This window comes from Nocardioides nematodiphilus, assembly GCF_020216525.1.
Taxonomy (GTDB): Bacteria; Actinomycetota; Actinomycetes; order Propionibacteriales; family Nocardioidaceae; genus Nocardioides; species Nocardioides nematodiphilus.
This window is the reverse complement of the sequence record NZ_JAIWOY010000008.1, coordinates 26767-49670: the sequence shown is the minus strand read 5'-3', so window position 1 is coordinate 49670 and position 22904 is coordinate 26767. Positions and strand designations below refer to the sequence as shown.

24 protein-coding genes are annotated in these 22904 nt (G+C 71.1%); 15 read left to right on the top strand and 9 right to left on the bottom strand.

Annotated features, from left to right (window positions below; genetic code table 11):
• Positions 1-26 precede the first annotated feature (26 nt).
• Positions 27-1253 (top strand): radical SAM family heme chaperone HemW, encoded by a 1227-nt coding sequence (gene hemW, locus KSO98_RS13575; RefSeq protein ID WP_225286170.1) that lies wholly within the window; start codon positions 27-29, stop codon positions 1251-1253.
• 28 nt (positions 1254-1281) lie between these two features.
• Here hemW and KSO98_RS13570 read toward each other — a convergent pair whose 3' ends face one another.
• Positions 1282-2130, bottom strand: a complete 849-nt coding sequence (locus tag KSO98_RS13570; RefSeq protein WP_225286169.1) for a DUF3097 domain-containing protein — start codon at positions 2128-2130, stop codon at positions 1282-1284.
• 68 nt (positions 2131-2198) lie between these two features.
• Positions 2199-3734: a metallophosphoesterase family protein gene (locus tag KSO98_RS13565; RefSeq protein ID WP_225286168.1), complete on the bottom strand. Its 1536-nt coding sequence runs from the start codon at positions 3732-3734 to the stop codon at positions 2199-2201.
• 192 nt (positions 3735-3926) lie between these two features.
• Here KSO98_RS13565 and hrcA point away from each other — a divergent pair, with 192 nt between their 5' ends.
• The 6 genes from hrcA to KSO98_RS13535 all read left to right on the top strand — a co-directional run bounded on the left by hrcA (position 3927) and on the right by KSO98_RS13535 (position 9647).
• A complete protein-coding gene (gene hrcA, locus KSO98_RS13560) occupies positions 3927-4949 on the top strand; it encodes a heat-inducible transcriptional repressor HrcA (protein WP_225286167.1) in 1023 nt (340 codons plus the stop codon).
• Positions 4946-6121, top strand: coding sequence for a molecular chaperone DnaJ (gene dnaJ, locus KSO98_RS13555; protein ID WP_225286166.1), 1176 nt, complete (start codon positions 4946-4948; stop codon positions 6119-6121). The genes hrcA and dnaJ overlap by 4 nt, the downstream gene beginning before the upstream one ends.
• Before the next feature lie 117 nt (positions 6122-6238).
• Positions 6239-6988, top strand: a complete 750-nt coding sequence (locus tag KSO98_RS13550) for a 16S rRNA (uracil(1498)-N(3))-methyltransferase (protein WP_225286165.1) — start codon at positions 6239-6241, stop codon at positions 6986-6988.
• Between the two features lie 155 nt (positions 6989-7143).
• Positions 7144-7779, top strand: coding sequence for a LysE family translocator (locus KSO98_RS13545; protein WP_225286164.1), 636 nt, complete (start codon positions 7144-7146; stop codon positions 7777-7779).
• Positions 7780-7815: 36 nt separating this feature from the next.
• Positions 7816-8244, top strand: a complete 429-nt coding sequence (locus KSO98_RS13540; protein ID WP_225286163.1) for a MarR family winged helix-turn-helix transcriptional regulator — start codon at positions 7816-7818, stop codon at positions 8242-8244.
• The gene (locus tag KSO98_RS13535; protein ID WP_225286162.1) at positions 8241-9647 is read left to right on the top strand and encodes an MFS transporter; all 1407 of its coding nucleotides are present in this window, start codon (positions 8241-8243) and stop codon (positions 9645-9647) included. The genes KSO98_RS13540 and KSO98_RS13535 overlap by 4 nt, the downstream gene beginning before the upstream one ends.
• Here the strand turns inward: KSO98_RS13535 and KSO98_RS13530 are convergent.
• Entirely contained in the window at positions 9637-10176 is a 540-nt protein-coding gene (locus tag KSO98_RS13530) for a Gmad2 immunoglobulin-like domain-containing protein (RefSeq protein WP_225286161.1), read from the bottom strand. The genes KSO98_RS13535 and KSO98_RS13530 overlap by 11 nt on opposite strands.
• A 129-nt stretch (positions 10177-10305) precedes the next feature.
• Here KSO98_RS13530 and KSO98_RS13525 point away from each other — a divergent pair, with 129 nt between their 5' ends.
• From KSO98_RS13525 to era, 8 genes are read left to right on the top strand one after another with little or no spacing between them, the layout of a single operon-like run.
• Entirely contained in the window at positions 10306-11361 is a 1056-nt protein-coding gene (locus KSO98_RS13525; protein ID WP_225286160.1) for a PhoH family protein, read from the top strand.
• Positions 11358-11852, top strand: coding sequence for an rRNA maturation RNase YbeY (gene ybeY, locus KSO98_RS13520; RefSeq protein ID WP_225286159.1), 495 nt, complete (start codon positions 11358-11360; stop codon positions 11850-11852). Before KSO98_RS13525 ends, ybeY begins: the two co-directional genes overlap by 4 nt.
• Before the next feature lie 14 nt (positions 11853-11866).
• Complete coding sequence (locus KSO98_RS13515) at positions 11867-13138, top strand: hemolysin family protein (protein ID WP_225286158.1); 1272 nt, start codon at positions 11867-11869, stop codon at positions 13136-13138.
• Positions 13135-13494, top strand: coding sequence for a cytidine deaminase-like protein (locus KSO98_RS13510; protein WP_225286157.1), 360 nt, complete (start codon positions 13135-13137; stop codon positions 13492-13494). Before KSO98_RS13515 ends, KSO98_RS13510 begins: the two co-directional genes overlap by 4 nt.
• 59 nt (positions 13495-13553) lie before the next feature.
• Entirely contained in the window at positions 13554-14909 is a 1356-nt protein-coding gene (locus tag KSO98_RS13505; RefSeq protein WP_225286156.1) for an FAD-binding oxidoreductase, read from the top strand.
• Positions 14906-16210, top strand: coding sequence for a class I SAM-dependent methyltransferase (locus KSO98_RS13500; protein ID WP_225286155.1), 1305 nt, complete (start codon positions 14906-14908; stop codon positions 16208-16210). The genes KSO98_RS13505 and KSO98_RS13500 overlap by 4 nt, the downstream gene beginning before the upstream one ends.
• Before the next feature lie 13 nt (positions 16211-16223).
• Entirely contained in the window at positions 16224-17054 is an 831-nt protein-coding gene (locus KSO98_RS13495) for a siderophore-interacting protein (protein WP_225286153.1), read from the top strand.
• Entirely contained in the window at positions 17051-18055 is a 1005-nt protein-coding gene (era, locus tag KSO98_RS13490) for a GTPase Era (RefSeq protein WP_225286152.1), read from the top strand. Before KSO98_RS13495 ends, era begins: the two co-directional genes overlap by 4 nt.
• A 119-nt stretch (positions 18056-18174) precedes the next feature.
• On the opposite strand, the gene KSO98_RS13485 is transcribed toward era, so the two are convergent.
• From KSO98_RS13485 to KSO98_RS13460, 6 genes are all read right to left on the bottom strand, one after another.
• Positions 18175-18993, bottom strand: a complete 819-nt coding sequence (locus KSO98_RS13485; protein ID WP_225286151.1) for a septum formation family protein — start codon at positions 18991-18993, stop codon at positions 18175-18177.
• The gene (locus KSO98_RS13480; protein ID WP_225286150.1) at positions 18990-19766 is read right to left on the bottom strand and encodes a septum formation family protein; all 777 of its coding nucleotides are present in this window, start codon (positions 19764-19766) and stop codon (positions 18990-18992) included. Before KSO98_RS13480 ends, KSO98_RS13485 begins: the two co-directional genes overlap by 4 nt.
• 55 nt (positions 19767-19821) lie before the next feature.
• Entirely contained in the window at positions 19822-20679 is an 858-nt protein-coding gene (locus KSO98_RS13475; protein WP_225286149.1) for a sigma-70 family RNA polymerase sigma factor, read from the bottom strand.
• A 62-nt stretch (positions 20680-20741) separates the two neighbouring features.
• Complete coding sequence (locus tag KSO98_RS13470) at positions 20742-21227, bottom strand: flavodoxin family protein (protein ID WP_225286148.1); 486 nt, start codon at positions 21225-21227, stop codon at positions 20742-20744.
• A 16-nt stretch (positions 21228-21243) separates the two neighbouring features.
• Entirely contained in the window at positions 21244-21639 is a 396-nt protein-coding gene (locus KSO98_RS13465; RefSeq protein WP_225286147.1) for a pyridoxamine 5'-phosphate oxidase family protein, read from the bottom strand.
• A 17-nt stretch (positions 21640-21656) separates the two neighbouring features.
• Positions 21657-22697: a GNAT family N-acetyltransferase gene (locus tag KSO98_RS13460; protein ID WP_225286146.1), complete on the bottom strand. Its 1041-nt coding sequence runs from the start codon at positions 22695-22697 to the stop codon at positions 21657-21659.
• Positions 22698-22904 lie beyond the last annotated feature (207 nt).

Genomic DNA, 22904 nt, shown 5'->3' with positions numbered 1-22904 from the left:
CGCGCCTCAGCGGCGACAATGGGCACATGCCCTCCGCCCTGCCCGTCGGTGACCCCGCACCTGCCGACGGCAGCCTGCCTCCCTCAGCGTTGAGCACGCTGGGCGACCAGGGCCTCGGGTTCTACGTGCACGTGCCGTTCTGCACGGTGCGCTGCGGCTACTGCGACTTCAACACCTACACCGCCACCGAGCTCGGCCCGGGCGTCTCGCGCCAGACGTACGCAGACCAGGCGATCGCCGAGATCCGCCAGGCCCGTACGGTCCTCGGCGACACCGACCGTCCCATCGAGACGATCTTCTTCGGCGGCGGCACCCCCACCCTTCTCCCGGCGCGGGACCTGACCCGGATCGTGACCGCGATCCGCGACGAGTTCGGGCTCGCCGCCGACGTCGAGATCACCACCGAGGCCAATCCCGACAGCGTCGACCTGCGCTACTTCGACGAGCTGCGCGCCGGCGGCTTCACCCGGCTCTCGCTGGGCATGCAGAGCTCGGTGCCGCACGTGCTCGCCGTCCTCGACCGCACCCACGACCCGCTGCGCGTCCCCGCCGTCGTGGAGTGGGCTCGCGCCGCCGGCTTCACCTCCGCCGACAGCGGAGGCGTGAGCCTCGACCTGATCTACGGCACTCCCGGCGAGTCGATGGCCGACTGGGAGCGCTCGCTCGACGACGCCCTGGCGTGCGGCCCGGACCACATCTCCGCCTACAGCCTCATCGTCGAGGACGGCACCGCCCTGGCCCGACGGGTGCGCCGGGGCGAGCTTCCGATGCCCGAGGAGGACGACTTCGCCGACAAGTACGTCGTCGCCGACGAGCGCCTGCGCACGCGCGGCCTGGGCTGGTACGAGGTCTCCAACTGGGCGACCGCTCCCGAGCACCAGTGCCGGCACAACCTGCTCTACTGGCGCGGCGGCGACTGGTGGGGCGTCGGGCCCGGCGCGCACAGCCACGTCGGCGGCGTGCGCTGGTGGAACGTCAAGCACCCCGCCGCGTACGCCGACCGGATCCACGCCGGCGTCAGCCCGGCCCACGGCCGCGAGACCCTGAGCGACGAGGACCGCCGCGTCGAGCGGGTCATGCTCGAGCTGCGCCTGCAGGAGGGGATGCGCCTCGACGCCCTCGACGAGGACGGTCGCGCGGCCGTCCCCGAGCAGGTCGAGCGCGGGCTGGTCACGGTCTCGGACGACCGGATCGTGCTCACCGATGCCGGCCGGCTGCTCGCCGACGGCGTGGTGCGCGACCTGCTGGTCTGAGACCGCCGCGACACGTCGGGCGGCGCGGTCAGCCGACCGTGACGAAGTCGATGAGCTCCTCGACCCGGCCGAGCAGCGCCGGCTCGAGGTCGTCGTACGACTTCACCTTGGACAGGATGTGCTGCCAGGCGCGGGCGATGTCGGCCTGGTCGCGGTGCGGCCAGCCGAGGTGCTGGCACACGCCCTTCTTCCACTCGATCGAGCGGGGGATCGTCGGCCAGGCCTGCAGCCCGAGCCGGTCGGGCTTGACCGCCTGCCACACGTCGATGAACGGGTGCCCGACGATCTTGACGCTCTTGCCGTGCGGCCCGCGCATGATCGCCTCGGCGATGCGCGACTCCTTGGAGCCCCGTACGAGGTGGTCGACCAGGACGCCGACGCGGCGCTCGGCCGACGGCTTGAAGTCCTTGAGGTGGTCGGCGAGGTCGTCGACGCCGCCGAGGAACTCGACCACGACACCCTCGATGCGCAGGTCGTCGCCCCAGACCCGCTCGACGAGCTCGGCGTCGTGCCGGCCCTCCACGAAGATCCGGCTCTGGCGCGCCACCCGCGCCTTGGCGCCCTCGACCGCGATGGAGCCCGAGGCGGTGCGCTTCGGACCGGTCGGCGCCGCCGCCTTCGGGACGGGCGCGGTGAGGATGACCGGCTTGCCCTCGAGCAGGAAGCCGGGGCCGAGCTCGAAGGTGCGCCGCTTCATCCGGCGGTCCTCGAGGGTGACGGTGTTGAGCTGGCGGTCGACGGCGACGATCTCGCCGACGAAGTCGGTCTGCACCTCCTCGACCACGGCGCCGATCTCGGCGGGCGCCGGGACGGCGCGGCCGTTCTTGGGGGCGCGCCAGTCGGTGGTGAGGACGTCGGTGGTGTAGCGGTCGACCATGCGGACATCATCCCAGCAGCCTCACCACGCACAGGCGTCACACGCCGGTGCGTGGTGAGGAAGCGGGCTCAGCAGGTCGCGGAGCCCATGTCCGCGTACGACGACATCGTGGAGGCGTCAGCGCCCGACGGCATGGCCGAGGGCTCGAAGTCCCACGAGTAGTGCCCGGTGCCGTCCTGGCTCAGGGTCATCCTCATGGCGCCGAAGGCGCTCGCCTCCCCGACCTCGAGGTTCGTCCCGTCGACATGCCCGGGCGCGTACGTCCCGGTCGCCGGATCGGGCGTGAACTGGTTGACGTCGGCGGCTCCCGTCTTCAGCGCGTCGAGCGCCTCGCCGCCGGTGCCGACGGTGAACTGCCGGATTCCCTTCACCGGGTCGGCGTTGCCGTCGGGGTCCTGCGGCGCGAAGCGGGCGTACAGGTGCTCGTGGCCGTTGAGGACGATCGCGTGGCCGTGGGCGTAGAGCAGCCGCCACCACGCCTTCCCGAGCTCGCTGCCCTCGAGCGAGCCGCCGGCACTGGCGGTGAAGGTCGGCTGATGCCAGTACGCCACCGTGCAGCGTCCCTGGTCGGCGGCGAGATCGGTCTTGAGCCAGTCCGTCTCGGCCTTCGCCAGCCCCTGGGTCGGGTCGCAGTTGGCCGTCGTGGCGGCGCTGCCGTTGCCTCCGAACGCGGGCGCGCCGCACTCGGCGTTGAGCGAGATGAAGTGCCACTGGCCGATGTCGTAGGAGTACCAGCCCTGGTCCTGCGGGCTGTCGCCGCCGGCCTGTCCCTCCGCGCGGACGTCGCCGTCGGCGTCGACGCCGTTGAAGTAGCCGAAGTAGCCGGCGCCGTTCTGCGGCAGCTCGGCGTCGCCCTTCTTGGAGTAGCCGTAGAACTCGTGGTTCCCGGGTGCGGGCTTGAGCAGGTACTTGATGGCGCCGTACGTCTTGTCGAAGGACTGCTGGAAGTCCGAGAGCTTGCCGACCTGGTACTGCTCGTCGCCGACCATCGGCACCGCGACCGGGTGCCAGCCCTCGATCTCGTCGACGGTCGCATACGCGCCGGCCACGCCGAGGGTCTGGCTGGTCGGACCCGTCGCGGGGTTCTCGCCGATGCTGGCCCCGTCGCACTTGATCGCCTGCGGGTTGCCGTCGTTGTCGGCCGTGTCGGGCTCGCACGCGGTGTCGCCGACGACCGCGATCACCGACGAGGGGAGTGCCGGCGGCGGGGCGACCACGGTCTGGGTGACGGTCGCGGTGGCCGTCGCGGTCACGGTCGCCGTCACGGTGGCGGTCGGCGTCGGGAGGGAGCCCTGACACGAGATCACCGCGGACTGGGCTGCGGCGAGACCGCGCTGATCGGCGATCAGCGCGGCGGTCGCCTGGTCGATGGCGGCGGCCTTCAGCGCCCGGGCCTTCGCCGTCCTGGCCTTCTTCTTGGCGGCCTCGACCAGGGCGGCGTGGTCGCTGCCGACCTTCTCCTGAGCGCCTGCGGCTGCCCGGAGCTGAGTGGCGCACGCCGTGGCCGTCGAGTTGCCGGAGGCGAACGCGCCGAGGGGGATGAGCACGCCGGCGAGGGCCGTGACACCGATCGCGGCGAGGGTGATGCGGCTGGTGCGGTGCACGGGTGCTCCTCCTGTGGGGTCGGCCGCGCGTCGTCAGGCGGCGCAGGCAAGCCAACCGGGAGCGGGTGAAACCTCGGCGACGTCGACGCGACGCGGGCGCGACCGGAAGGCGCACGCTCAGGGATCACTAGTAGGATTGGCACTCACCGGATCTGAGTGCCAGAGTCGGTGGATCGACGACGAGGAGGCGAGATGCAGAACGAGCGACGGCTGGCCGTCCTGCGCGCGATCGTCGAGGACTACGTCGCCACCGAGGAGCCGGTCGGCTCCAAGTCGCTCGTCGAGCGACACGGCCTGGGCGTGAGCCCCGCGACCGTACGCAACGACATGGCCGCGCTGGAGGAGGAGGGGTACATCACCCAGCCCCACACCAGCGCCGGCCGCGTGCCGACCGACAAGGGCTACCGGCTCTTCGTCGACCGGCTCACCACGGTCAAGGCGATGAGCAGCGCCGAGAAGCGCGCCATCACCAGCTTCATGGCCGGTGCGGTCGATCTCGACGACGTCGTCGGCCGCAGCGTGCGCCTGCTCAGCCAGCTGACCCGCCAGGTCGCGGTCGTGCAGTACCCCACGCTCAGCCGCAGCACGGTGCGCCACGTCGAGCTCGTCGCGCTCGCGCCGATGCGGCTGCTCGCCGTGCTCATCCTCTCCACCGGCCGGGTGGAGCAGCGGGTCGTCGACCTGCCCGCCGCCATCGACGACGACACCCTCGCCAACCTGCGGGCCAGCGTCAACGGCGCCGCCGCCGGCGAGCTGATCGCCCAGGCCACCACGCGGCTGCGCGAGGTCGCCGAGCGCGCCCCCGAGACCACCTCCGCCATCACCGGCGCCGTCGTCACCACCCTGGTCGAGGCGATGAGCGACCACCGCTCCGACCAGCGCGTCGCCGTCGGCGGCGCCAGCAACCTGGCCCGCTACGGCGACAGCTTCGACACCGCGGTGCGTCCGCTCCTGGAGGCGCTCGAGGAGCACGTCGTGCTGCTCAAGCTGATGGGCGAGGCGACCACCGGCGGCCTGGTCACCGTCCGGATCGGCGCCGAGGGCCCGTACGAGCAGCTCGCCCAGACCAGCGTCGTCGCCACGGGCTACGGGCCGAGCGACGAGGCCTTGGCCTCGTTGGGCATCGTGGGCCCGACCCGCATGGACTACCCCGGGACGATGGCCGCCGTACGTGCCGTCGCCCGCTACCTCAGCAACATCCTTGACGAGGCATGAAAGCAGGAGAGTTGGACCCCTACGAGCTCCTTGGCGTCGACCGCGATGCGGATGACGCCACCATCAAGAAGGCCTACCGCAAGCTGGCCCGGCAGTACCACCCGGACGTCAATCCGGACCCCGCCGCCCAGGACCGGTTCAAGGAGGTCTCGCACGCCTACGAGATCCTCTCCGACCCGCAGAAGCGCGCGGCGTTCGACCGCGGCGGCGACCCGTTCGGCGGCGGCTTCGGTGCGGCCGGTCAGGGCTTCTCCTTCACCGACATCATGGACGCCTTCTTCGGCGGTGGTGGCCAGAGCGGCACGGCCAGCGGTCGCGGCCCGCGTCCGCGCACGCGTCGCGGCCAGGACGCCCTGATCCGGCTCGACATCGACCTGGCCGAGGCGGCGTTCGGCGTCACCCGCGAGCTCAAGGTCGACACCGCGGTCCTGTGCGACACCTGCCACGGCGCCGGCGCCGCCGCCGGCACCCAGCCGAAGGTCTGTGAGACATGCCGCGGCGCAGGCGAGGTCGCGCACGTGCAGCGCTCGTTCCTCGGCGAGATCCGCACTCTGCGCCCGTGTGCCGCCTGTCGCGGCTTCGGGTCGATCATCGCCGACCCGTGCCGCGACTGCGGTGGCGACGGCCGCGTGCGCTCGCGCCGCACCCTGACCGTGAAGATCCCGGCGGGCGTCGACACCGGCACCCGCGTCCAGCTCACCGAGCAGGGCGAGGTCGGCCCCGGGGGCGGCCCCGCCGGTGACCTCTACGTCGAGATCGAGGTCGCGCGGCACGAGACCTTCACCCGGCACGGCAACGACCTGCACTGCACGGTCACGATCCCGATGACCGCGGCCGCGCTCGGGACCACGATGACGCTGCCGACGCTCGAGGCGGACCTGCCGGAGGAGGACACCGCGGATCCCGCGGCTCGCAGCTTCGAGCTCGAGATCAAGCCCGGCACCCAGTCCGGTGCCGAGCAGGTGCTGCGCGAGCGCGGCGTCCCGGGCCTGCGCGGCGGTCGTGGCAACCTCGTCGTCACCATCCAGGTCGAGACCCCGACCAAGCTCGACGCCGCCCAGGAGGAGCTGCTGCGCCAGATCGCCACCCTGCGCGGCGAGGAGCAGCCGGAGGGCCACATGCGGGCCTCCACCAAGGGCGTGTTCGGTCGCTTCCGCGACGCCTTCAAGTGATCCGGTCTGTGAGGACGAGCGCATGAGCGAGTGGAACGGGCGGATCATCCGGCACCGCGCGCTGCGCGCCTCGTCGGCGCCCGGAGCGCGGCCTCGTTCGAAGCAGGGAGTGCGTCGATGAGCCTTCCGGTCCATCTCGTCCCGTCGCTGGACGGCGTCGCCCTGGGCGACTCCGTCACGGTCGAGGGCGACGAGGCCCACCACGCGGTGGCCGTGCGCCGCCTGCGGGTGGGGGAGTCGGTCACCCTCACCGACGGCGCCGGCGCCGCAGTGACCGGCGAGGTGGCCGGGACCGGCAAGCGGGTCTTCACCGTCACCGTCACCGTCCGTACGGACGACCCCGAGCCGGCGCCGCGCGTCACGGTCGTGCAGGCGCTGCCCAAGGGCGAGCGCGGCGAGCTGGCGGTCGAGGTGCTCACCGAGATCGGCGCGGCCCGGATCGTCCCGTGGGCCGCGTCCCGCTCGGTGGCGATCTGGAAGGGCGAGCGCGCCGAGAAGTCCCTGGCGAAGTGGCGATCGACCGCCCGCGAGGCGGCCAAGCAGGCCCGCCGCGCGCATTTCCCGGAGGTATCCCCGATGGCCTCCACGGCGGAGGTGGCCGCGCTCGTCGCCGGCGCCGCCGGATCCGTCACGGTCGTCCTGCACGAGGAGGGCGCCCAGCGCCTCGGCGACGTCGCGCTGCCCGCGACGACCCAGGAGATCATCGTCGTCGTCGGCCCCGAGGGCGGTCTGGCCCCCGACGAGATCGCCACCTTCGAGCAGGCGGGCGCGATCACCGTGCGGCTCGGCGCCGAGGTGCTCCGCACCTCCACCGCCGGTGTCGCCGCAGTCAGCGCCCTGCTCTCCCGTACGCCGCGCTGGTCCTGAGGAGGCTGCTCGTCCCGGCATGCGCCGTGCCCGCACCTCCCGTGGCGCGCTCCGCCGGTGGCGTCGGCTCGACGGACTCCTCGACGGACCGAGGTCGGATGTCCGGCATGCGTCAATTCGGTGGCTGACCGCAGCGGTTCGGCGACGATCGGCTCATGATCTCGTTGACGGCGGCCCTGGGTGTCGCGGCGATCGCGTTCGGCATGGTGATCACGCCCGGACCGAACATGATGTACCTCGTCACCCGCTCGCTGACGCAGGGCCGGATGGCGGGACTGCTCTCGCTGGCGGGCGTCGTCACCGGGTTCGTCGTCTACCTCGTCGCGACGGCGGCCGGCCTCTCGCTGTTGTTCGCGGCGGTGCCCGAGCTCTTCATCACGGTCAAGCTCCTCGGCGCCGCCTACCTGCTCTGGCTCGCCTGGGGGATGGTCCGCGGAGGTCGCCTGCCGTTCGCGCCCGGCGCCGATCTGCCGCGGCACTCGCCCCGGCGGCTCTACCTGATGGGCATGACGACTTGCCTGCTCAACCCGAAGCTGGCCCTGCTGTACGGCGCGCTGCTCCCGCAGTTCGTCGACCCGCATGCCGGATCGACCGCACTGCAGCTGGTCGAGATCGGCGGTGTGCAGATCGTCGTCGCCACGATCATGAATGCCGCCTGGGTCGTGCTGGCGGCCCATCTGGCTCTGCTCATCCGGCGCAGCCGCCGCTGCGAGCGGGTCGTGCGCTGGGCGTCCGGCAGCCTGCTGGCCTTCTTCGGCATCCACCTCGGAACGGCACGGCTCAGTGCCTGAGCGTCCGCCGAATGATTGTTGTTGTACAATAGTTGTATGGCAACAACTGAAGTGACGCCCGTCGAGGTCTGGCTCGCCATGTCGGACCTGGTCATGGACCACAAGAGCCACTGGGCCGCGGCGTTCGCCGCTCACCTCGACGTGCCCTTCAGCCGCTACCGGGCGATGCGCCGGATCGTCGTGCGGCCGTGGAGCCAGCGCGACCTGGCCGAGCAGCTGCACATCGACGCACCGGCGGCATCGGTACTGGTCACGGACCTGTCCGAGCGTGGCTGGGTCACCCGCTCGCCCGATCCCGAGGACGGCCGCCGCAAGGTGATCGAGGCGACGGATCTGGGCCGGGCGTGGGTCGCGGAGGTGCGGCAGCTGCCGACCCCGCCGCCGATGTTCGAGGTGTTGAGCGCTACGGAGCGCCAGCAGCTCATCGGACTGCTCGACAAGCTCCGTCAGGCGGCCGCCTCGTGAGGGTCACCAACCGTTGGCTGGTGCTGGCGATCTGCTGCCTGAGCCTGTTCATCGTCGGCATCGACGTCACCGGTCTCAACCTGGCGCTGCCCAGCATCCAGCGTGACCTCGACGCCAGCTACGCGCAGCTGCAGTGGGTCGTCGACGCCTACAGCGTGGTGCTCGCCGGCCTGCTCATGCTGGCCGGCTCGAGCGGCGACCGGTGGGGCCGGCGTCGCGTCTTCCAGACCGGCCTGCTCCTCTTCGGCGTCGGCTCCCTGTTGTGCTCGCTGGCGCCGACGATCGAGGTGTTGATCGCCGCCCGCGCCGTCCAGGCGGTGGGCGGATCCATGCTGAATCCGGTCGCGATGTCGATCCTCACCAACACCTTCCACGAGGCCCGCGAACGAGCCCAGGCGATCGGGATCTGGGGTGCGACCGTCGGGCTCTCGATGGCCCTGGGCCCGGTCGTGGGCGGAGCGCTCGTCGACGCGAGCGGCTGGCGCGCGATCTTCTGGCTCAACATCCCGGTAGTGGTGATCGCCCTCGTCCTCACCGCGCTCTTCGTGCCCGAGTCCCGGGCGCCCCACCCCCGGCGGTTCGATCCGGTCGGCCAGGTCAGCGTGATGGTGCTGCTCACGGCGCTGACGTTCGGGATCATCGAGGGCGACGGCCGCGGCTGGACCTCGGCTGTCGTCCTGGGCTGCTTCCTGCTCGCGGCCGCGGCAGGCGTCGTCCTCGCGCGCTACGAGCGGCGCCGCGCGGAGCCGTTGCTCGATCCGCGGCTGTTCGCCAGCGTGCCGTTCACCGGCGCCGTGCTCAGCGCCGTCGTCGGGTACGCCGCCTTCGCCGGCTTCCTGTTCCTCAACACCCTCTACCTCCAGGACGTCCGCGGGCTCTCACCGCTGGACGCCGGCCTCCTGACGCTCCCGATGGCGGGCGCGACCGCGGTGCTCTCGCCGATCAGCGGCCGGCTGGTCGGCAAGCACGGAGCGCGACCTTCCCTGCTGCTCGCCGCGCTCGGGATCACGGTCTCGGGCATCGTCCTGCTCGGCATCGCCAAGGACACGCCGTACGGGCTGCTGGTGGTCGCCTACCTGGCCTTCGGGGCCGGCTTCGGGATGCTCAACCCGCCGATCACCAACACGGCCGTGTCGGGCCTGCCGCGCGCCCAGGCCGGCGTCGCCGCCGCGGTGGCCTCGATGAGCCGTCAGGTCGGCGCCTCGCTCGGGGTGGCGGTCTACGGCGCCGTGGTGTCGGCGCGCCTCGTCGGTCCGATCAGCACGGGGCTGCCGGACGCCAGCCGGGTCGGCTGGTGGCTGATGATCGCGGCCGGCCTGTGCCTGGGCCTGCTTGCGCTGTGGACGACGACCGCCCACGCCCGGCGGACGAGCGAGCGGGCCGCCGCGGCGATCACTTCTTGATGAAGGTGATCGTCGCGCTCGGCGGCGGGGTGCCTTCCTTCTTCGAGTCGTCGTCGACGCGCGCGGTGAAGGTGTACGTGCCGGGCTGGAGTGCGCCGACGTCGATCGAGGTCGACCAGGGGTAGGCCTTGTCGAGCCAGCCGTCCGCGGTCGCGAAGCCCGAGACCAGCACGCCGTCGGTCGGTGAGTCGATCTGCCAGGGCACGTTGGCCTCGGGGGAGTTGGCCGTGCCTGAGACGCTCAGGGTGGAGCTGACCTGCTTGCCGCTCTCGGGTGAGTCGATCGTGATCGAGGCCGGCGCGGCGCCATCGCCGGGGTCGGTGTCGCTCGCCGTCGCGCCGGGAGTCGGCGGAGCGGCCGGGTCGGACGCGGCGGGGGAGGCGGTCGTGTCCGGTGAGGAGGCTGCCGCGGGCGTCGGGTCGGGATCGCTCGCGGTGTTGGTGGAGCCGCACGCGGTCGTACCGGCGAGCAGGAGGGCGCCCGCAGCGAGCCCCATGGAGGCGCGACAGCGGCGCGACAGCACGGTCATGGTCACGAGTATGGCGTGGACTGGGTTCGCAAGGCGGGGATGCGGGAACATGGCAGGTGTGCCGTGTCGTTGCATCAAGGCGCACACTGAAGCGTCGACCACCGAGGAGAGGGCCCGTCCAGGGCGTCCATGACAGACCAGCAGATCCAGCCGGAGCCCCACGATCAGGGCCAGCGTCGTCCCACCACCAAGCACACCGTCGTGGTGCCCAACAGCGTCGACCTGGTCAGCGTGCTCGGCCCTGCCGATGAGTACCTCGGCATCATCGAGAGTCACTTCGACACCGACCTGCACGTGCGCGGCAACCGCATCACGTTGCACGGCGACGCCGCCGAGGTCGCGCTCATCGAGCGCATCCTGGAGGAGATCGTGCAGATCATCCGTACGGGTCAGGGCGTCTCCGCCGACACCGTGCAGCGCGTCATCTCGATGCTCAAGGACGAGGAGGCGGCCAAGCCCGCCGACGTCCTCTCGCTCAACATCCTGAGCAACCGCGGTCGCTCGATCCGCCCCAAGACGCTCAACCAGAAGCGCTACGTCGATGCGATCGACAAGCACACCATCACCTTCGGCATCGGCCCCGCCGGCACCGGCAAGACCTACCTGGCGATGGCCAAGGCGGTCCAGGCCCTGCAGAGCAAGCAGGTCAACCGGATCATCCTGACCCGCCCCGCAGTCGAGTCCGGCGAGAAGCTCGGGTTCCTCCCGGGCACGCTCACCGAGAAGATCGACCCGTACATGCGCCCGCTCTACGACGCACTGCACGACATGCTCGACCCCGAGCTCATCCCCAAGCTGATGACCGCCGGCACGATCGAGATCGCACCGCTGGCCTACATGCGTGGCCGGACGCTCAACGACGCCTTCATCGTGCTCGACGAGGCGCAGAACACCACCCCCGAGCAGATGAAGATGTTCCTCACCCGGCTCGGCTTCGGCTCCAAGGTCGTCGTCACCGGCGACGCGTCGCAGAACGACCTGCCGACCTCGCAGAAGTCCGGCCTGAGCGTGGTCGAGGGGATCCTCGGCGAGGTGCGCGACATCAGCTTCAACAAGCTGACCAGCCACGACGTCGTACGGCATGCGCTCGTCGGGCGGATCGTCGCCGCGTACGACGACTACGATGCGGCCATCCAGGCGCGCATCGCCGCCCGCAACGCCGAGAAGAACGAGGAGACCAGGTGAGCATCGAGGTCCTCAACGAGTCCGGGTACGACCTCGACCTCGACCACCTCGCCCAGGTCGCGCGCTTCGTGATGGACCAGATGCGGGTCCACCCGCAGGCCGAGCTCTGCATCAAGGCCGTCGACGAGGACACCATCGCCCAGCTCAACGAGCAGTGGATGGACAAGGAGGGCCCGACCGACGTGCTCGCCTTCCCGATGGACGAGCTGCGCCCCGGCCTGATCGACGAGGACCCCGAGGAGGGCGTCCTCGGCGATCTGATGCTCGCCCCGAGCGTCGCGGAGCGCCAGGGAGCGGAGACCGGGCACGGTCTGGTCGCCGAGCTGGAGCTGCTGACCACCCACGGCATCCTGCACCTGCTGGGCTACGACCACGCCGAGCCGGAGGAGCACCGCGAGATGTTCACCCTCCAGGCCGAGCTGCTCAAGGCGTTCGGCTCGCAGGCGACCGCGCCGTCGGCGGACTTCGCCGTCGGCAACCCCGGTCACTGACCCGGGACGCCCCCATGACCGATGCGACGCTCGTCGTCGCGGCCACCCTGCTGGTGGTCCTGGCCGGGCTGTTCTCCTGTGCCGACGCGGCCCTCGGGCCGTTCTCCCACGCCCGCGCCGAGGAGCTCGCCGAGGAGCGACGCCCGGGAGCCAAGCGGCTGGTGATGCTGCTCGCCGACCCCTCCCGCTACGTCAACACCATCCTGCTGCTGCGCCTGCTCTGCGAGATCTCCGCGATCGTCATCGTCGCGCTGTTGATCGAGCACTGGTACGACAGCGCGGGCCTCGCCACGTACGCCACCGCCATCGCGGTGATGCTGGTGATCTCCTTCGTCGCGATCGGGGTCGCCCCGCGCACCGTCGGGCGCCAGCACAACGAGCGGGTGGCGCTGGTCGCGGCCGCTCCGATCGTGCTGGTCACCCGCGTCCTGGGCCCGATCCCGCAGCTGCTGATCCTGCTCGGCAACGCGCTCACCCCCGGCAAGGGCTTCCGCGAGGGCCCGTTCTCGACCGAGACCGAGCTGCGTGAGCTGGTCGACCTGGCCGAGGCCTCCAACGTCATCGAGGACGACGAGCGCTCGATGATCCACTCGGTGCTCGAGCTCGGCGACACCGTCGCCCGCGAGGTGATGGTGCCACGCGGCGAGGTGCTCTTCGTCGAGCGGCACAAGAACATCCGGCAGGCGCTCTCGCTCTTCCTGCGCAGCGGCTTCTCCCGGATGCCGGTGATCGACGAGAGCCTCGACAACGTCGTCGGCATGGTCTACCTCAAGGACCTGGTGCGGCGGGACTTCGAGGCGCCCGAGGTGGAGTTCACCCAGCGCGTCGACGAGCTCATGCGCGCGGTGATGTGGGTGCCGGAGTCCAAGCCGGTCGACGATCTGCTCGCCGAGATGCAGCAGCTGCGCCAGCACGTCGCGGTCGTCGTCGACGAGTACGGCGGCACCGCCGGCCTGGTCACGATCGAGGACATCCTCGAGGAGATCGTCGGCGAGATCACCGACGAGTACGACACGGACCTGCGCGAGCCGGTGCAGCTCGAGGACGGCGCCTGGCGGGTGCCGGCGCGGTTCCTCGTCGACGACCTCAAGGACCTGTTCGGCTTCGAGGTCGAGGAGGAGGACGTCGACTCGGTCGGCGGCCTGCTCGCCAAGCACCTGGGCGTCGTGCCCATCCCCGGATCGCAGGTCGACGCGTACGGCCTGCGGTTCATCGCCGAAGCCACGGCCGGGCGGCGCAACAAGCTCGGCACCGTGCTGATCACCCCGCTGGAGGAAACCCCATGAGCGCCCTGCCCGACCTCGCGAACCTGTCCGCCGAGGACAAGAAGCTCGTCACGCTCGCCCGCGCCACCCGCGCCCGGGTCGGCGCCGCCGAGGGCGCCGCGGTCCGCGACTCCGACGGCCGCACCTACGCCGCCGCCACCGTCGCGCTGCCCTCGCTGCAGGTCTCCGCGATCGGCGTCTGTGTCGCGATGGCGGTCGCGTCCGGCTCGCGCGGTCTCGAGGCCGTCGTCGTCCTCGGGGAGGCCACCCAGGTGGATGAGAGCGATCTCGCCGCGGTCCGCGACTTCGCCGGCGCCGGTGTGCCGGTGCTCCACGGCGATGCCCGCGGCGTGCTCGACAGCGCCGCGATCTCCTAGGCGCCGCACAGTCCAGAACCCCTTGCCAGGACGAACCGGACAAGGAGTACGTTTACCGTGTGACTGGTTCGAGTGAGCAGCACGAGGAGGCTGTGCGACGGCTACAGGCGTCGTACCAGGCCATCCCGGCAGGAGCGCCGGTGCGACTGGCGAAGCGGACGACCAACCTGTTCCGCGCCCGCGCGGCGAGCACCGCCCCGGGCCTGGACGTCAGCGGCCTCAACGGCGTGATCTCGGTCGACGCCGAGGCGCAGACCGCCGACGTCCAGGGCATGTGCACCTACGAGGACCTGGTCGACGCGACCCTCCCGTACGGCCTCATCCCGTACGTCGTGCCGCAGCTGCGCACCATCACCCTCGGCGGCGCGGTCACCGGGCTGGGCATCGAGTCGACCAGCTTCCGCAACGGCCTGCCGCACGAGTCGGTCGTCGAGATGGACGTCTTCACCGGCGCCGGTGAGGTCGTCACCACCCGGCCCGGCGACGACCTGTTCGACGCCTTCCCGAACTCCTACGGCTCGCTCGGCTACGCCACCCGCCTGCGGATCAAGCTGGAGAAGGTGCCCGCGTACGTCGCGCTGCGCCACGTCCGCTTCGACGATGCCGGCGTCATGGCCAAGACCATCAGCGCGATCGTCGAGAGCCGCACCTACGACGACCAGCAGGTCGACGGGCTCGACGGCGTCGCGTTCGCGCCGGGGGAGTACTACCTGACCCTGGCCCGCTTCACCGACGAGCAGGGTCCGACGTCGGACTACCACTCGGGCCAGGACATCTTCTACCGCTCGATCCAGCAGCGGGAGACCGACCGCCTCACCACGTACGACTACCTGTGGCGCTGGGACACCGACTGGTTCTGGTGCTCGGGCGCCTTCGGTGCCCAGAACCCGAGGATCCGCCGGCTCTGGCCGAAGCGCTGGCGCCGCAGCGACGTGTACATGAAGCTCCTCGGCCTCGACCGTCGCTTCGACATCGCCGACCGGCTCGACCGCCGCGCCGGCCGGCCGCTGCGCGAGCGGGTGGTCCAGGACATCGAGGTGCCTCTCGAGAACGTGCCGGCCTTCCTCGCGTGGTTCGACGAGCACGTCGGGATGCGACCGGTGTGGTTGTGCCCGCTGGTCGCGCAGCGTCCCTGGGCGTCCTACCCCCTGGAGCCGGGGGAGATCTACGTCAACGCGGGCTTCTGGGGCACCGTCCACGTGGGTCCCGACGCCCCGAACGCGCCCATCAACCGGGCCATCGAGACCAGGGTGCACGAGCTCGGCGGGCATAAAAGCCTCTACTCCGAGGCTTTCTACGACCAGGAGACGTTCGACGCGCTCTACAACGGCGCGAACCTGGCTGCGGTGAAGCAGCGCTACGACCCGGACGACCGACTGACGAGTCTCTACGACAAGGTGGTGAAGCGGCGATGAGTGGGCCCAACAAGCAGGGGATCGCGGAGATCATCAATGGTTTCTTCGATGGCGGCCTCCCGATCAGGCTCTCGGCCTACGACGGTTCCGTCGCGGGCGACGCGAGCTCTCCGTACGGCATGCGGATCCTGAACCGGCGTGGACTCTCCTACATCCTGACCGCGTCGGGCGACCTCGGGCTCGCGCGCGCCTACGTCAGCGGTGACCTCGAGCTCGAGGGCACGCATCCGGGCGACCCGTACCCGCTGCTGAAGCTCATCGTCGGCAACACCGACTTCGCCCGTCCGAGCGTCGCCGAGCTCGCGACCATCGTGCGGACCCTCGGCATCGGCAACTTCGTGCCGCCCAAGCCGCCGCCGCACGAGCACCTGCCCGTGTGGCGCACCGCGGTCGAGGGGCTGCGCGCCGCCGGTCTCAAGACCCTCAAGCGGCACACCCCCGAGCGCGATGCCGACGCGATCCACCACCACTACGACGTCTCCAACACGTTCTACGAGCACGTGCTGGGTCCGTCGATGGCGTACACATGTGCGGTCTTCCCGACCGAGGACGCCACCCTCGAGGAGGCGCAGGCCGAGAAGTTCGACCTGATCTGCCGCAAGCTCGACCTCAAGCCGGGGATGCGTCTGCTCGATGTGGGCTGCGGCTGGGGCTCGATGGTCCGGCACGCCGCCAAGCACTACGGGGTCAAGGCGCTCGGCGTCACGCTCTCCCGCGAGCAGGCCAACTGGGCCGCGGAGGCGATCAAGCGCGACGGTCTCGACGACCTCGCCGAGGTGCGCTTCTCCGACTACCGCGACGTGGTCGAGCGCGACTTCGACGCGATCAGCTCGATCGGCATGACCGAGCACATCGGCGTGAAGAACTACCCGGCGTACTTCGGCTTCCTGCACGGGCTGCTCAAGGACGAGGGCCGGCTGCTGAACCACACCATCACCCGCAACGACAACACCAACAACGGCCCCGCCGGCGCCTTCATCGACCGCTACGTGTTCCCCGACGGGGAGCTCGCCGGGTCGGGCACCGTCGTCGCCACGGGCGAGGACGCCGGCTTCGAGCTGCAGCACCACGAGAACTTCCGCCTCCACTACGCGAAGACGCTCGCCGGGTGGAACAAGAACCTCGTGGACAACTGGGACGCGTGCGTCGCGGAGACCGACCTCGGCACCGCCAAGGTCTGGGGCCTCTACATCGCGGGGTCCCGGGTCGGCTTCGAGCACAACGAGATCCAGCTGCACCACACCCTCTTCACCAAGACGGTCGGCGGTCGCTCGGGTTACCCGCTGCGCCACACCTTCTGAGAACCTAGGAGGGATGAGCACCAAGGCCCGGCAGTACGAAGCGCAGGTCCTGCGCCGCGAGCAGTTGAGCGCCCACTTCGTCCGGGTCGTCCTGGGCGGAGCGGGCCTGGTGGGCTTCGAGTCCACGGGCATCCCGGACGAATGGGTCGGCCTGATCGTGCCGGGGCAGTTCCAGAGCCGCTACTACACGGTGCGCTCCTGGGACGGCAGCGAGCTCGTCCTCGACATCGTGGTGCACGACGTCGGTCTGGTCACCGAGTGGGCCCGTACGGACGTCGTCGGCCAGACCGTGACGATCACCGAGCCGAAGGGCTCCTTCGCGCTGCCCGACTCGGCGGGCTGGCTGCTGCTGGTCGGCGACCTGACCGGGCTGCCCGCGATGGCCCGGATCCACGAGGAGATCACCGCGTCCGGTGGCCCTCCGGTCCGGATGTGGGTGGAGGCGCCCGACGTCGTCGAGGGGTACCTGCCCGCCGACGCGGAGGTGCAGTGGTCGACCCCGCCGGGCGACGACGCGTCCGTGCTCGCGGCGATCGTCGAGGGCATCGAGTGGCCCGAGGGCGAGGGCTACTTCTGGATGGCCGGCGAGTCCTCCCAGATGCGCGCCATCCGCAAGCACCTGATGCGCGAGGTGAAGCTGCCCTCGACCGCGTACGACGTGATGGGCTACTGGCGGGGCGGTGCCGTCCGGCAGCCGCGCGCGGTGGACCCGGGCCCGATCTATCGCGCGGGCAAGGCGGCAGGCAAGACTGACCAACAGATCTGGGCCGACTACGACGCTGCGCAGCAGCGGGCGGCTCAGGAGCACACCGGCGCAGCCGGTGACGAAGGAGCACAGCAATGAGCGAGCACGATCGCGACTTCGACGTCCAGGGGGTCGCGCCCGCAGGGCCGCTCTACGGGGAGCGCACCGAGGGCTATCGCAGTGGCTTCGCCTCCTTCGTCGGACGTCCCAACGCCGGCAAGTCGACCCTGACCAACGCGCTGGTGGGACGCAAGATCGTCATCACCTCCGACAAGCCCCAGACCACCCGGACCGTGGTACGGGGCATCGTGCACCGGCCCGACGGCCAGCTGATCCTGGTCGACACCCCCGGCATCCACCGCCCACGCACGCTGCTCGGCGAGCGGCTGAACGACCTCGTCGAGGCCACCTGGACCGAGGTCGACGTGGTCGCGATCTGCTTCCCGGCCAACGAGAAGATCGGTCCCGGTGACAAGCGGATCGCGGAGAACGCGAACAAGCTGAAGAAGTCGATCAAGCGGGTCGCGATCGCGACGAAGACCGACCTGGCCGACCCGGAGCGGATCGCCGAGCACCTGCTCGACATCACCCGCCTCGGCACGGAGCTCGGCATCGAGTGGGCCGAGATCATCCCGGTCTCCAGCGTCGGCGAGTCCGAGAAGGACAAGGCGCAGATCGAGCTGCTCTCCGACCTGCTCCTCGGTCTCCTGCCGGAGGGGCCGCCGCTCTACCCGGAGGGCGAGCTCACCGATGCCCCCGACCAGATCCTGGTCGCCGAGCTGATCCGTGAGGCGGCGCTGGACGGCGTCCGTGACGAGCTCCCGCACTCCATCGCGGTGGTGGTGGAGGAGATGGGTCTGCGCGAGGGCCGCGACGAGGACCGCCCGCTGATGGACATCCACGCCAACCTGTACGTCGAGCGCGACTCCCAGAAGGGCATCGTCATCGGCCACAAGGGCTCGCGCCTCAAGTCGGTCGGTCAGCGCGCCCGGCTCCAGATCGCCGAGCTGCTGGGCGTCCCGGTCTTCCTCGACCTGCACGTGAAGATCGCCAAGGACTGGCAGCGCGATCCCCGCCAGTTGAGAAAGCTCGGCTTCTAGGTCGAGAGGTCACTTGTTGTGGGTCGAGTGTCCACTCGGTGCACCCGACCCACAGGAACTGACTCCTCGACCCGCAGGAACTGACCTCTCGAGCCGCGAGAAGTGACCTCTCGGGCGGGTCAGGTCGTCGGGGCCCAGCAGATGCCGTACGTCTGGCCGGTCGCCCACTGGTCGGCCGTGGGCCACTCGTAGCCCCACTGGTAGTCGAGGGCGTCCTTGGCGACGTCCCGGCCGGCCTGCTGGCAGGGCTTCTGCCCGGCCTCCTTGACCGTGGCCTCGCCGGGGTAGGCACCTGGGGGCAGCGCGACGGTGGACAGCGCCTTCCAGGAGTGGTGATCGCGGCACGGCACGCGGCGGAAGCCCGCCGCGCCGGGCTGCGCGGTGCCGCACATGGCCCAGTCGCCGGCCCGGTCGGAGTCGAGCACGCCCTTGAGGGTCCCGGTCAGCGTCTCGAGGTCGGCGTCCCCGGTCGGGACGACCACGTCGCAGCGGTACCAGTCGGCCCCTGCGGCCGCCTGCTCGAGCGTCGGTCGGAACCAGGTCGCGTGCAGCATGCTCAGGCGTCGCGCCTCCGCATCGCCGCCGACGAAGTCGCCGAGAGCCGCGGGACAGCGTGCGGCGAGCTGGGCCCGTACCCGGTCGGAGTCGACCGCGAGCAGGTGCCCGGAGGCGAGCGTGTCGAGCGCGCCGACGGCGTACGTCTGGGCCGTGTGGCTGGCGCCGCACGGCACGCTGACGTCCTGCGGAGGCAGGGTCGACGCGAGCGCCTGATCGTGGGTCAGGGTGTGGCATCCCGACGCCGCCGGGCGCGGCACGGCGCTGGCGACCGGCGGAGGAGGCGTGGTGGCCGGAGCCGTCGGCTCGTCCGAGCCGCCGCAGCCGGACAGCGCGGCCAGGGCGGCGAGACCGGCCACCGCGCCGGCCAGCGACCGGGTCATTCCGAGGTCCTCGCCCAGCAGACCGAGCGCCGGTTGCCGGCCGCCCACTCCCGGGCCCCGAACCAGGTGTAGCCGTAGCCGTAGCTCGCGGGGTAGCCCAGCCAGGCGTCGACCGACTCCGAGCAGTAGGACCTCGTCTTGGCCTTCACGCTCACGTCACCGGGGTAGGCGTCGCCGGCCTCGCCGAGCTTGATCGTGGTCGCGGCGCGCCAGTCGTGCGGCATCGAGCAGGGCACCGTGGTGCCGGAGGCGACTGTCTTGCCCCTGGCGCAGGCCATCCACGGGTCGGCGGGCCGACCGCTCAGCAGGCCCTCGGTGGTGGTCGGCAGGTCGACGTACGAGTGCTGGGTCGCCGATCCGCCGAGCACATCGCACCGGTACCAGCGGGCGCCGGCCTCCCAGGCGGCCTTGGAGGGACGGAACCAGATCCAGGTGAGCAGCGAGCGCATCGCCGTGCTCTGATCGGAGCCGAGGAAGGTCGGGAACGCGGCGGCACACGTCTGGTAGGCCCAGGTGTCGATGGCGGGGTCGTCGTACGCGGCGTCGGCGAACTTCTCGTCGAGGTCGCCGACGGCGTACGTCTCGCTGTCGTGCGGCTCGCTGCAGGAGACCGCGGCGTCGGCGTTGCTGGGGCGCGTCACGTCGCCCGCGGTGAGCATGCGGCAGATGCCGGCGGACGGCGGCTTGGTGGAGGCCGCGTCGGCCTCCGCATGCGCGCCACACGCGGTGGCCGTCATCAGGACGGTCAGGACGAGCGCGATCACACGGGGCACGGGGCCCAAGGTTAATCGCGGGGTGGTGGGTTCCTGCGATCACCGGGCTCGGCGCTCAGGCGGCGACCCCCAGGGCGCTGCGCAGGTCGCGCAGGATCCGGCTCAGCAGCCGCGAGACCTGCATCTGCGTCACGCCGAGCTCGGCGCCGATCTCCTCCTGCGTGCGGTCCTGGAAGAAGCGCAGGAAGATGATCTGCTTGTCCCGCTCCGGCAGCTCCTTGATCACCGGCGCCAGCGCGGTCCGAGCCTCGGCCGCGTCCAGATCCCGGACGACACCGGTCTCGTCGGGCAGCAGGTCACCGACGGTGGCCGCCCCGTCGTGGGAGATCGGCTGGTCGAGCGAGGCGGGCGTGAAGCAGCCGAAGGCCACGATCGCCTCGTCGTACTCCGCCGGGGTGATCTCCATCGTGCTGCGGACCTGGTCGTCGCTCGGCTCATGACCCAGCTCCTGGGTCAGGTCCTCGATGCAGCGGTTGACCCGCCACTGCAGCTCCTGCACCCGCCGGGGCGGGCGCACGGTCCAGCTGTGGTCACGGAAGTGACGCTGCAGCTCGCCGCGGATGGTCGGCACCGCGTAGGTGAGCAGGTCCTTGCCGAGGCTGGCGTCGAAGCGGAAGACCGCCTTCACCAGTCCCTCGTACGCGGCCTGCTGGAGGTCCTCCATCGGCACCCCGCGGCGCCGGTAGCGAGACGCGACCGCCTCGGCGACGCCTCGATTGATCAGGACCACCTGGTCCAGCAGGCGGTGGCGCTCGTCCTCGTCGGCGGTGCGATGTGCGCGATCGAGCAGGTCCTCGGTCGCGCTCGCCCGCTCTGCGCGGGTCAGGCCGCGGTCGCCGTCGCGTACCGGCGACGGTTGACATGTCGGCCGTGCGGTCTCCGGCGTCAGGGCAGGGGTCATCGGTGCTGCCATGTCCAGCCTCCATCCCGAGTTGGTGGTGGTTGTGCAGGTGACTCGACCCTAGCCCTGGTTGTCTAGACCATCAACAGGCTGGCGAGCGTGCCGCCGAGGTCGTACGCCCGCTCGCGCTCGGCTTCGCCGACGTCTCCGAGCACCTCGAGAACGGGTGCCGACTGCTGCCAGGCGAGTGCCTGGACGATGCTCTGCACCGAGCGCACCGCGCCGGTCGTGTCGTAGCGGCCGTGCACCCACAGCCCGTACGGCTTGCGACCGCCGGAGGCCTCGCGAGCGCTGCCGTCGTCCGACAGGGCCCCGCCGGCCTGGAGGAAGATCGTGTCGAAGAAGTGCTTGAGCGCTCCCGACATGTAGCCGAAGTTCGCCGAGGTGCCGAGCAGGTAGCCGTCGGCGGCGAGCACGTCCTCGGCGCTCGCCTCGAGCGCCGGGCGCACGACGACCTCGACGCCGGTGATGGCGTCGTCGCGGGACCCGGCGACGACCGCCTCGGCGAGGGCCTGGGTGGTCGGCGTCGGGGAGTGGTGCACGACGAGGAGACGCGCCATCGTGGCGTGCCTCAGCTCACTGCGAGGTGAGGCGCTTGCCGGTGACGGTGTCCGCGCTCACCCGGATCCACAACGGGCGGTGGTCGCCGGCCCAGGCGCGCAGCGAGGTGACCTCCTCGGGCACGTCGCTCTCGTGGTAGATCGCCTCGGCGCGCCCGTGGACCACGATGCTCCAGCCGACGTGGGTGGCGGGGTCGATGTCGTCGATCTCGATCGCGACCGGGCTCTCGTCGATCTGATCGGCCATCGAGGAGTGGGCGGTGGTCCGCAGCCACACCGCGCCGTCATGGGTCACGAAGTTGACCGGCAGGATCTGCGGGCCGCTGCTGGCGGTCCAGGCGATCCGAGCGAGGGCGCCGCTCTCGAGCTGGGTCCAGATCTCGGCGTCGGTCAGGTCCGTGAGGTGTGCCATGCCACCAGTCTGGCAGATCAGCGCAGTCGCAGGCGGTGGTCCGACTGGGTGCCGATGACCCGGAATCCGATCCGGTCCAGGATGGTCGTGATGTACGGGTCGGCGGCCGGGCTGCTGACCTGGATCGTCCGCACCTTCTTCGACTTGGCCTGCACGAACGCGATCAGCTCGAGGGCCATCAGGGTGCCGAGGCGGGTGCCGCGGTGACGGGGGTCGACCTGCACCGTGCCGTTGACGGCGAACTCTGGGGCGCCCTCGGCGACGCTCAGCTCCGCGGAGCCGACCACGGCACCGGTGATGAGGTGGGTGGCGAGGACGCGGTAGACCGTCGCGCCCTGCTCGAGCTCCTCCTCGCTGGTGCTCAGCTCGTACGAGGCGCCGTAGCCGGCCGTGTCCTCGCCGATCCGCCGGCGGCGCTCGGCCGTGGCGTACAGGTCCTGGCACCGGACGGCGTGGGGCTGGGGCCGGGCCTCGAACCCCTGCTGGCGCAGGAAGGTCTCGCTGGGGGAGTCGGTCCAGGTCGAGCAGGTGATCGCGGCGTAATCCTGCTCGCCGGCGTAGGCGAGCACCTCCTTCATCAGGCGGCTCGCGACGCCCTTGCGACGGTTGCGGGTGCTCACGGTGCCGTGCAGCACCGCGCCCTCCGCCGGCGTGGTCAGGGTCGCCCAGCCGACGGGGCTCTTCGGCGGCCCGGCGACCCAGAGCGCTCCGGACAGGGTCTGCAGCTTGGTGAGCAGCGCGCGGGCGTTGACGACCGCGAGGTTGCGCCCGGAGGCGACCATCTCGGAGCGGTCGAGCGCGGCGAGCCGGTTGGCGAGGTCCTGGGTGACCTCGGCGGGGTCCACCGCCGTGACGACGATCTGCTCCCCGGGCGGGACCTCCTCGGGCTCCTCCGCCTCCGCCTCTGACTCAGCCTCCGCCTCTGGCTCGGGCTTCGCCTCGGGATCCGCGGCGTCGTCGGTCGCGGACGCCGCCTCGACGTCAGGCTCCGCGGACGACTCGTCGCCGGCGCGCGGCTCGGGGACGGCGACCTCGTCGAGGGGGCCCCGCTGAGCCAAGCGCGCAAAGAACCTCACACCCGGACTTCGGCGGGGGACCGCCGTTGCTGAGGGGTACCTGTGACGAGCATGGGCGGTGGGGATCGGGGTCCCTCATCGCGAGTGCCGTGGGGTATGGTGGCCGAGTCATGATGTGCGCGCTGCTGCTTCTTAGCTGCCGCGGCGAGGTCTGAGAAAGCCGGACCCCTCGCCGCGGAGTCCGTGTGT